Genomic DNA, 6,000 nt, shown 5'->3' on the forward strand with positions numbered 1-6,000 from the left:
TGTGAGCAAGCGCCGAAGCCGGGCATAAGCGCCGCGCGGCTATCTCCGAAACGCGATAAATGCGCCTAAGCCGTTGTTTCGAGAACGTTTCGCCGGCGCTGGCAAACAACTGTACGAAAACTGATCAGTGCCCGCAAAGCCACGGTGCAGAAGGGTTGCAGCCGGCTGTGCTCAGGTTATCCACAGTCGGGCCCACAGCGATTGTGGGCAAACTGGCGTCGAGTGTCGTCAGCGCTTGTGGACAAGTCTCAGCGTTGCAGCAGGATGCGTCCGCGACTGAGGTCGGCCAGTTGGCGTTGCAAGGTATCGATCAGGCTCTCGCCGACCGCCAGTTGCAGCTCCACGCCGTTGGCGGTGAAGTGTTCCTCCACCACCAGACCGCCGGCCTCGGCCACCCGTAGCTTGACCAGCGCCAGTTCGCTGAAGCTGCAGGCGCAGTGCAGCGGGACCCGGCTGATCAGTTCGATGCGCTCGGCATTCTGCAGGCATTTGTTGGCCCCGCCGCCATAGGCGCGGGCCAGGCCGCCGGTGCCCAACTGGATGCCGCCGTACCAGCGGATTACCAGCACCACGACCTGGTCGCAGTCCTGCGCCTCGATCGCCGCCAGGATCGGCCGGCCGGCGGTGCCGCCGGGCTCGCCGTCGTCGCTGCTGCGGTACTGGTCGGCAAGCTTCCAGGCCCAGCAGTTGTGGGTGGCATCCAGGTCGCTGTGCTGTTCGATGAAGGCCTGGGCTTCGGCAACGCCGGTGATCGGCGCGGCGAGGGTGATGAAGCGGCTTTTGCGAATTTCCTCTCGGTATTCGCAAACGCCGGCAAGGGTAAAGGGCATACGGAATCGGCTTTGAGTGAAGGGTCAGAGCGGCGGCGTCAGGCCGCAGCCTTTGAGGATGATGCGGATCAGGTTGTTGCCGGCCTCTTCCATGTCCTGTTTGGTCAGGCGCGAGCGGCCGGTGACGCGGCAGATCTGCGTGGCGAAATCGGCGTAATGCTGGGTGCTGCCCCAGAGCAGGAAAATCAGGTGGACCGGGTCGACCGGGTCCATCTTGCCGGCGTCGATCCAGGCCTGGAACACATTGGCCCGGCCCTGGAACCAGGCACGGTAGTCCTGGCTGAAATACTCGCTCAGGCATTCGCCGCCGCTGATGATCTCCATGGCGAAGATTCGCGAGGCCTGTGGCTGGCGCCGGGAGAACTCCATCTTGGCGCGGATGTAGCGGCTCAGGGCCTCGGCCGGATCGTCTTCGGCGCTCAAGTGGTTGAAGGTGCTGTCCCATAGTTCGAGGATGTTGCTCAACACCGCGACGTACAAGCCCAGCTTGTTGGTGAAGTAGTAATGCAGGTTGGCCTTGGGCAGCCCGGCATTCTGCGCGATGGTGTTCATGCTGGTGCCTTTGAAGCCGTGACGGGCGAATTCGTCTTCGGCGGCCCTGATGATCGCTTCTTCGTTCTTCTGGCGAATGCGGCTGGCGGGTTTTCCGGCGTGGGCAGGGACTTCAACGGTCATAGGCAGTTCCGAGCTGGTCTGTGGGTGCAACCTGTGCACAGATAACTTACCCGCCGGGTTCAGACAAGTCCTGACATCATATAAAGCCTGAATGTGGGCTGATTGGAGGGCTTTGGGCGAATAGTTGACGTCAATTACCCGGTTTTGCAGGCTTCCAGGGCTGCCACAGGTGCAGAAGCTTCCATGGGACCCGGGCTGTGCAAGTTCATGGACTCAGCGTGTCGCCGCCAGGCTTTCCAGGAAACTTTCCAGTACCAGGTGCGGACGCCGGCCCTTGCGCGTCACCGACGCCAGGCTCAGGTCGTAAAAGCGGCTGCTGGCCTTGAGCGCGCGCAGGCGTCCCTGTTGCACCCAGAGGCTGGCGTAGTGATCCGGCAGGTAGCCGATGTAGCGCCCGGTCAGGATCAGGAAGGCCATGCCTTCGCGGTCTGAAGCGCTGGCCGTGCAGTTGAGCGCCTGGTAGTGCGCCTGGATCTCGGCCGGCAGGCGGAAGGTCGGCGCGATCGCGTCCTGGGCGTTGAGGCGCTCGTCCGCCAGTTGCCGGTCATCGACATAGAACAGCGGATGCCCCACCGCGCAGTACAACAGCGAACGTTCGCTGTACAAGGGCTGGTATTCCAGCCCGGAGAGCGCGCTGGCCTGGGGCACCACGCCGACATGCAGGCGGCCATCCAGCACGCCTTGCTCCACTTCGTTGGGCGCGATCATGCGGATCTGGATCTGCACGTCGGGCCCGCGCTCCTTCAACTGGGCCAGGGCATGGGTAATGCGCATGTGGGGCAGGGTCACCAGGTTGTCGGTCAGGCCGATGGTCAACTCGCCGCGCAGGTGCTGGTGCAGGCCGTTGACCTCGGTGCGGAAACTCTCCAGCGCGCTGAGCAACTGCAAGGCCGACTGATAGACCTCGCGGCCTTCCTCGGTCAGGGAAAAGCCGGCGCGCCCGCGTTGGCACAGGCGCAGGCCGAGACGCTGTTCCAGGTCGCTCATCTGCTGGCTGATCGCCGAGCGCCCGATGCCGAGCACGGTTTCCGCCGCCGAGAAACCACCGCATTCCACCACGCTGCGAAAGATCCGCAGCAGGCGGATATCGAAGTCGCTGACTTGCGCCAGCGGGTCGGGGCGACGGCTGCTCATGGTTTAGTGTGCTCTTAACTGAAGGTTAGAAAAGTTGCATTTCACCGACTTTATCGCCGTGGCAACTTACTCGCAATAACGCTCTCAACGTCCACGCCGCTTAAATGCCCTGCGAGGTTTCGCCGATGAACATGCCTGAAAACGCTCCGTCTTCCGTAGCCAGCCAGCTCAAGCTCGATGCGCACTGGATGCCTTACACCGCCAACCGCAACTTCCAGCGTGACCCGCGGTTGATCGTTGCTGCCGAGGGCAGTTGGCTGACCGACGACAAGGGGCGCAAGGTCTATGACTCGCTGTCGGGGCTGTGGACCTGCGGAGCCGGGCATACCCGCAAGGAAATCCAGGAAGCGGTGGCCAGGCAGTTGAGCACCCTCGATTACTCGCCGGGCTTCCAGTACGGCCATCCGCTGTCGTTCCAGCTCGCGGAGAAAATCACCTCGCTGACGCCGGGCAACCTGAACCACGTGTTCTTCACGGACTCCGGCTCCGAGTGCGCCGACACCGCGGTGAAGATGGTCCGCGCCTACTGGCGCCTGAAAGGCCAGCCGACCAAGACCAAGATGATCGGTCGTGCCCGTGGCTATCACGGTGTGAACATCGCCGGCACCAGCCTGGGTGGCGTCAGCGGCAACCGCAAGCTGTTCGGCCAGGCCATGCATGATGTCGACCACCTGCCGCACACCTTGCTGGAGAGCAACGCGTTCTCCCGTGGCATGCCGGAGCAGGGCGGTGTGGCGCTGGCCAACGAACTGCTCAAACTCATCGAGCTGCATGACGCTTCGAACATCGCCGCCGTGTTCGTCGAACCGATGGCCGGTTCCGCTGGGGTGCTGGTGCCGCCCCAGGGCTATCTCAAGCGTCTGCGCGAAATCTGCGATCAGCACAACATCCTGCTGGTGTTCGACGAAGTGATCACCGGTTTCGGCCGCACTGGCAAGATGTTCGGTGCCGACAGCTTCGGCGTCACCCCGGACCTGATGTGCATCGCCAAGCAGGTCACCAACGGTGCCATTCCGATGGGGGCGGTGATCGCCAGCAGCGAGATCTACCAGACCTTCATGAACCAGCCGACCCCCGAGTACGCGGTGGAATTCCCCCACGGCTACACCTACTCGGCGCACCCGGTGGCCTGTGCCGCCGGCCTGGCTGCACTCGATCTGCTGCAAAAGGAAAACCTGGTGCAGCGCGTGGCCGAAGTCGCGCCGCATTTCGAGAACGCCCTGCATGGCCTCAAGGGCAGCAAGAACGTGATCGACATCCGCAACTTCGGCCTGGCTGGCGCGATCCAGATCGCGCCGCGGGATGGCGATGCCATCGTGCGTCCGTTCGAAGCCGGCATGGCGCTGTGGAAAGCCGGTTTCTATGTGCGCTTCGGCGGTGACACCCTGCAGTTCGGCCCCACCTTCAACAGCAAGCCGGAAGACCTCGATCGTCTGTTCGATGCGGTCGGCGAAGTGCTGAACAAGCTCGACTGATTCCGCCCGGTAGCAAAGAACCTTTTGCGGGAGCGAACGCTGCGCTCCCGCCGACCCCATTCAGGAGCCCCCAATGAGCGCAATCCAGCATCTGATCGATGGCCAACTGGTCAACGATTCCGGCCGCACGGCCGCGGTGTACAACCCTTCGACCGGCCAGGTCATCCACCAGGTACCGCTGGCGAGCCGCGAGACCATTCAGCAGGCCATCGATTCGGCCAAGGCGGCCTTCCCGGCCTGGCGCAACACCCCGCCCGCCAAGCGTGCCCAGGTGATGTTCCGCTTCAAGCATCTGCTGGAGCAGAACGAGGCGCGTATCGCCCAACTGATCAGCGAAGAGCATGGCAAGACCCTGGAGGACGCCGCCGGCGAACTCAAGCGCGGGATCGAGAACGTCGAGTACGCCTGTGGCGTGCCGGAGTTGCTCAAGGGCGAGTACAACCGCAACGTTGGCCCGAACATCGATGCCTGGTCGGACTTCCAGCCCCTGGGCGTGGTGGCCGGTATCACGCCGTTCAACTTCCCGGCCATGGTGCCGCTGTGGATGTACCCGCTGGCGATCGCCTGCGGCAACTGCTTCATCCTCAAACCGTCCGAGCGTGATCCAAGCTCGACCCTGTTTATTGCCCAACTGTTGCACGAAGCCGGCCTGCCCAAGGGCGTGCTGAACGTGGTGCATGGCGACAAGGGCGCGGTGGATGCGCTGATCGAGGCGCCGCAGGTCAAGGCGCTGAGCTTCGTCGGTTCGACGCCGATCGCCGAATACATCTATGCCGAGGGCACCAGGCGCGGCAAGCGCGTGCAGGCTCTGGGGGGCGCGAAGAACCATGCGGTGCTGATGCCGGATGCGGATCTGGACAATGCCGTCAGTGCACTGATGGGCGCGGCCTACGGTTCCTGTGGCGAGCGCTGCATGGCGATTTCGGTGGCGGTGTGCGTCGGTGACCAGGTGGCGGATGCCCTGGTGGCCAAGCTGGTGCCACAGATCAAGGCGCTGAAGATCGGTGCCGGCACGTCCTGTGGTTTGGACATGGGGCCGCTGGTCACTGCGGCTGCTCGGGACAAGGTGGTGGGCTATATCGATGACGGTCTGGCTGCCGGCGCCGAACTGGTGGTGGATGGTCGTGGTTTCAGCGTTGCCGGCCATGAGGAGGGTTACTTCGTCGGCGGTACCCTTTTCGACCGCGTGACTCCTGAAATGCGCATCTATAAGGAAGAGATCTTCGGGCCGGTGCTGTGCATCGTTCGCGTGGACAGCCTGGAGGCGGCCATGCAACTGATCAACGATCATGAGTACGGCAACGGTACCTGCATCTTCACCCGTGACGGTGAAGCGGCACGACTGTTCTGCGACGAAATCGAAGTGGGCATGGTCGGGGTCAACGTACCGCTGCCGGTGCCGGTGGCCTACCACAGCTTCGGTGGCTGGAAGCGTTCGCTGTTCGGCGACCTGCATGCCTATGGTCCGGATGGGGTGCGTTTCTACACCCGGCGCAAGGCGATCACTCAGCGTTGGCCGCAGCGTGCCAGCCATGAGGCTTCGCAGTTCGCCTTCCCCAGCCTGTAAGTAGAATGGAAGAAGAGAAGGCCGGCCCCTTCGGGCCGGCCTTCTGTTTTTGGGGCTCTTTGAAGTTTATGACAGAAATCCGAAAATAACGGTTGACGCTCATTCCCAGGGGCCTATAATGCGCCCCACTTCCGGCGCAGTCCGAACGGAAAACTCCTTGAGATTCAACGAGTTATCTTGTTTCAGGCGGCGCAGCTTCAAATCATCGAAGCACGGAAGAAGCTGTAAAAGAGGTGTTGACAGCAGCGTGTAACGCTGTAGAATTCGCCTCCCGCTAACGAGAGATCGGAAGCGCAAGTGGTTGAAGTTGAAGAAGAAA

General features: G+C 62.6%; 5 protein-coding genes. 2 read left to right on the plus strand and 3 right to left on the minus strand.

All coding sequences use genetic code 11. The features are described 5' to 3' along the window. Nucleotides 1-248 precede the first annotated feature (248 nt). The 3 genes from ACMGT0_RS04300 to ACMGT0_RS04310 all read right to left on the minus strand — a co-directional run bounded on the left by ACMGT0_RS04300 (nt 249) and on the right by ACMGT0_RS04310 (nt 2,639). Nucleotides 249-830: an IMPACT family protein gene (locus ACMGT0_RS04300; protein ID WP_054056981.1), complete on the minus strand. Its 582-nt coding sequence runs from the start codon at nt 828-830 to the stop codon at nt 249-251. 24 nt (nt 831-854) lie between these two features. Beyond that, on the minus strand, nt 855-1,505 hold the full coding sequence (locus ACMGT0_RS04305; RefSeq protein WP_054056980.1) for a TetR/AcrR family transcriptional regulator: 651 nt from the start codon (nt 1,503-1,505) through the stop codon (nt 855-857). A gap of 213 nt (nt 1,506-1,718) precedes the next feature. Then, nucleotides 1,719-2,639 (minus strand): LysR family transcriptional regulator, encoded by a 921-nt coding sequence (locus ACMGT0_RS04310; RefSeq protein ID WP_054056979.1) that lies wholly within the window; start codon nt 2,637-2,639, stop codon nt 1,719-1,721. A gap of 125 nt (nt 2,640-2,764) precedes the next feature. Between ACMGT0_RS04310 and ACMGT0_RS04315 the strand changes: the two genes are divergently transcribed. After that, nucleotides 2,765-4,114 (plus strand): aspartate aminotransferase family protein, encoded by a 1,350-nt coding sequence (locus tag ACMGT0_RS04315; RefSeq protein WP_054064686.1) that lies wholly within the window; start codon nt 2,765-2,767, stop codon nt 4,112-4,114. A 73-nt stretch (nt 4,115-4,187) separates the two neighbouring features. Further along, nucleotides 4,188-5,681, plus strand: coding sequence for a CoA-acylating methylmalonate-semialdehyde dehydrogenase (locus tag ACMGT0_RS04320; RefSeq protein WP_054056977.1), 1,494 nt, complete (start codon nt 4,188-4,190; stop codon nt 5,679-5,681). Nucleotides 5,682-6,000: the final 319 nt, after the last annotated feature.

Source organism: Pseudomonas sp. RHF3.3-3 (assembly GCF_048069595.1).
GTDB lineage: Bacteria > Pseudomonadota > Gammaproteobacteria > Pseudomonadales > Pseudomonadaceae > Aquipseudomonas > Aquipseudomonas fuscovaginae_B.

Coding starts and splice junctions, on each gene's coding strand:
- ACMGT0_RS04305 (WP_054056980.1), bottom strand. CDS start 1,505: ATGACCGTTGAAGTCCCTGCCCACGCCGGAAAACCCGCCAGCCGCATT.
- ACMGT0_RS04310 (WP_054056979.1), bottom strand. CDS start 2,639: ATGAGCAGCCGTCGCCCCGACCCGCTGGCGCAAGTCAGCGACTTCGAT.
- ACMGT0_RS04300 (WP_054056981.1), bottom strand. CDS start 830: ATGCCCTTTACCCTTGCCGGCGTTTGCGAATACCGAGAGGAAATTCGC.
- ACMGT0_RS04315 (WP_054064686.1), top strand. CDS start 2,765: ATGAACATGCCTGAAAACGCTCCGTCTTCCGTAGCCAGCCAGCTCAAG.
- ACMGT0_RS04320 (WP_054056977.1), top strand. CDS start 4,188: ATGAGCGCAATCCAGCATCTGATCGATGGCCAACTGGTCAACGATTCC.